Annotated in this window: 2 protein-coding genes and 1 pseudogene; 1 reads left to right on the top strand and 2 read right to left on the bottom strand. The window is 69.2% G+C overall.

What is annotated here, in order from left to right:
* Positions 1–500, bottom strand: a pseudogene (locus tag X803_RS22250) (DUF58 domain-containing protein); the annotation flags it as partial.
* A gap of 4 nt (positions 501–504) precedes the next feature.
* Positions 505–1,476, bottom strand: coding sequence for an AAA family ATPase (locus X803_RS0109995; RefSeq protein WP_253907438.1), 972 nt, complete (start codon positions 1,474–1,476; stop codon positions 505–507).
* A gap of 397 nt (positions 1,477–1,873) precedes the next feature.
* On the opposite strand from X803_RS0109995, the gene X803_RS19100 reads away from it, so the two are divergent.
* On the top strand, positions 1,874–2,231 hold a 358-nt coding region (locus tag X803_RS19100), incomplete at its 3' end, for a TatD family hydrolase (RefSeq protein WP_253907437.1).

The raw sequence follows: 2,231 nt of genomic DNA, 5'->3' as shown, positions 1-2,231 counted from the left end.
ACCAGCCGGTCGGTCCCGCCGAGGGTGTGCCGGGAGATGCCCAGGCCAAAGGGGTCGGTGAAGCCGGCGGTGACGGGGCCGACGTCGTACACTCCCCGCGCCGTGGAGCGCAGCCGGTACTCATACAGGCTCACCCCGCTGGGAGTGGGGTGGGCGGCCGGAAAATGGAACTCGGGTGCGTCGCCGAAGCGGTGCGGCAGCAGCTCGCGCATTACCACCGAGCCGCCCAGCGGGCTGTCGGACGCGACGGACAGCGTCACCGTGGTGGTGGACCCGGTCTCCATGCTCTGCGGCGCGAAGGTCCGGTGCACGGTGAAGCGCGGCTTCACCAGGCGCAGCACCAGCACGGACACCAGCGGCAGGAGGACCAGCAGGATCCCCAGGTACAGCAGGTCGCGGCGGCCGAGGAACTGGGCGCCCAGCAGCGACAGGACGCCGGCCGCGGCCAGGCCCCAGCCCCGAAGTGTCAGGAACCGCGGCAGCCCCTCAGCCAGTGCCATGGCGTCAGCCGTTTCGGGAGGAGGCGCTCGCCGCGTCGCGTGCCACCGGCACCCGGGCGAGGATGCCGGCAATGATCGACGACGGCGTCTCACCGGAGCTGGCAGCCTTCCGGTCCAGGATGAGCCGGTGCGCCAGCACGGCCTCGGCCACCGCGCTGACGTCGTCGGGCAGGACAAAATCCCGTCCCTCCAGTGCGGCCCCGGCCTTCGCCGCACGCAGCAGCTGGAGCAGGCCGCGCGGGCTGGCACCGAGCCGGAGCTGCGGGTGGTTGCGGGTGGCATGCCCGATCCCGACCGTGTATTCCTTCACCGCCGGGGAGACGTACACCTGCCGGACCTGGCGGATCATGGCGGCCACGTCCTCGACACCGGCAACCGGCTGCACGGCGCGCAGCGGGGAAACGGACTGGTGGGTCTCGAGCATCTCCATCTCGGAGCTGATGTCCGGGTAGCCCATGGAGATGCGGGCCATGAAGCGGTCGCGCTGCGCTTCGGGCAGCGGGTAGGTGCCCTCCATCTCGATGGGGTTCTGGGTGGCGATGACCATGAACGGTTCGGCGAGACGGTGGGTGGAGCCGTCCACCGTGACCTGATGCTCCTCCATGCACTCGAGCAGGGCGGACTGCGTCTTCGCGGACGCCCGGTTGATCTCATCGCCGATCACGATGTTCGCGAACACCGGGCCGCGCCGGAACTCGAACCGGTGGGAGTCCTGGTTGTAGATGGACACGCCCGTCACGTCCGAGGGCAGCAGGTCGGGGGTGAACTGGATCCGGTTGACGCTGCAGTCGATCGTCCGGGCAAGGGTCTTGGCGAGCATGGTCTTGCCGACCCCCGGCACGTCCTCCAGCAGCAGGTGCCCCTCGGCGAGCAGCACCGTCAAAGCCAGCCGGGCGGCGTCGGGCTTTCCGTCAATCACGGTGTTGATGGAAGAGAGGATGCGGGCGCTGGTGTCCCGGAAAGTCTCCGCGGTCATGGGTGCGCGGACGGGAACCGGACTGGGCGCCGTGCTGCCGTTTGGGGTGGCGTACTGGTTGTGCGCGTCCATGGATACCTTCCGGAAACGTCACCCGGGAGCGAAGGTCCACAACAGCGTGGGCCGGCACCTGTGCAACGGCAACTAAGTCTTTACAGATTACTAGGACAACTGGGGTTCGTGGCGGAAAGTTCCACAGATGGGTAAGCAGGGGCTGCGGGCTGCAAGGAAAGTCTAGGGTTGGACTATGTGCACCAGTTCCATCCCTGTTCAGTACCGCCCGGAAGAGACCGCGGCGGAAGACTCACCGACCGGCCGCTCCCGTGCCCCCGAGGCCGGCGGCCGCAGCCGGAAACTGGACTACCCGCCGGCACCGGAGCCGCTGCCGTACCCGGTCATGGACAACCACACCCACCTGGACTTCCGCGACGGGCAGGTTGCCGTCAGCGCCGCTGACGCGATGGATGCTGCGGAGGCTGTGGGCGTCGGCTTCGCGGTGCAGGTGGGCACGGACCTGGAATCCTCCCGCTTCACGGTCGAGGCGGTTGAGCGCGACCGCCGGCTGCTCGGCGCCGTCGCCATCCACCCGAATGAAGCGCCGCTGCTTGCCGCCGCCGGCACGCTGGAGGACGCGCTCGCCGAGATCGAGGAGCTCGCGCAGCATCCGCGCATCCGGGCCATCGGCGAGACCGGCCTGGACTACTTCCGCACGGCTGAGGACGGCCGCGAACGGCAGGAGTACTCCTTCCGCCGCC

This window comes from Arthrobacter sp. 35/47, assembly GCF_000520475.1.
In the GTDB taxonomy this organism is placed as follows: domain Bacteria; phylum Actinomycetota; class Actinomycetes; order Actinomycetales; family Micrococcaceae; genus Arthrobacter_D; species Arthrobacter_D subterraneus.
This window is presented reverse-complemented; position numbering and strand designations above follow the sequence as displayed.

Coding starts and splice junctions, on each gene's coding strand:
- X803_RS0109995 (WP_253907438.1), bottom strand. CDS start 1,476: ATGACCGCGGAGACTTTCCGGGACACCAGCGCCCGCATCCTCTCTTCC.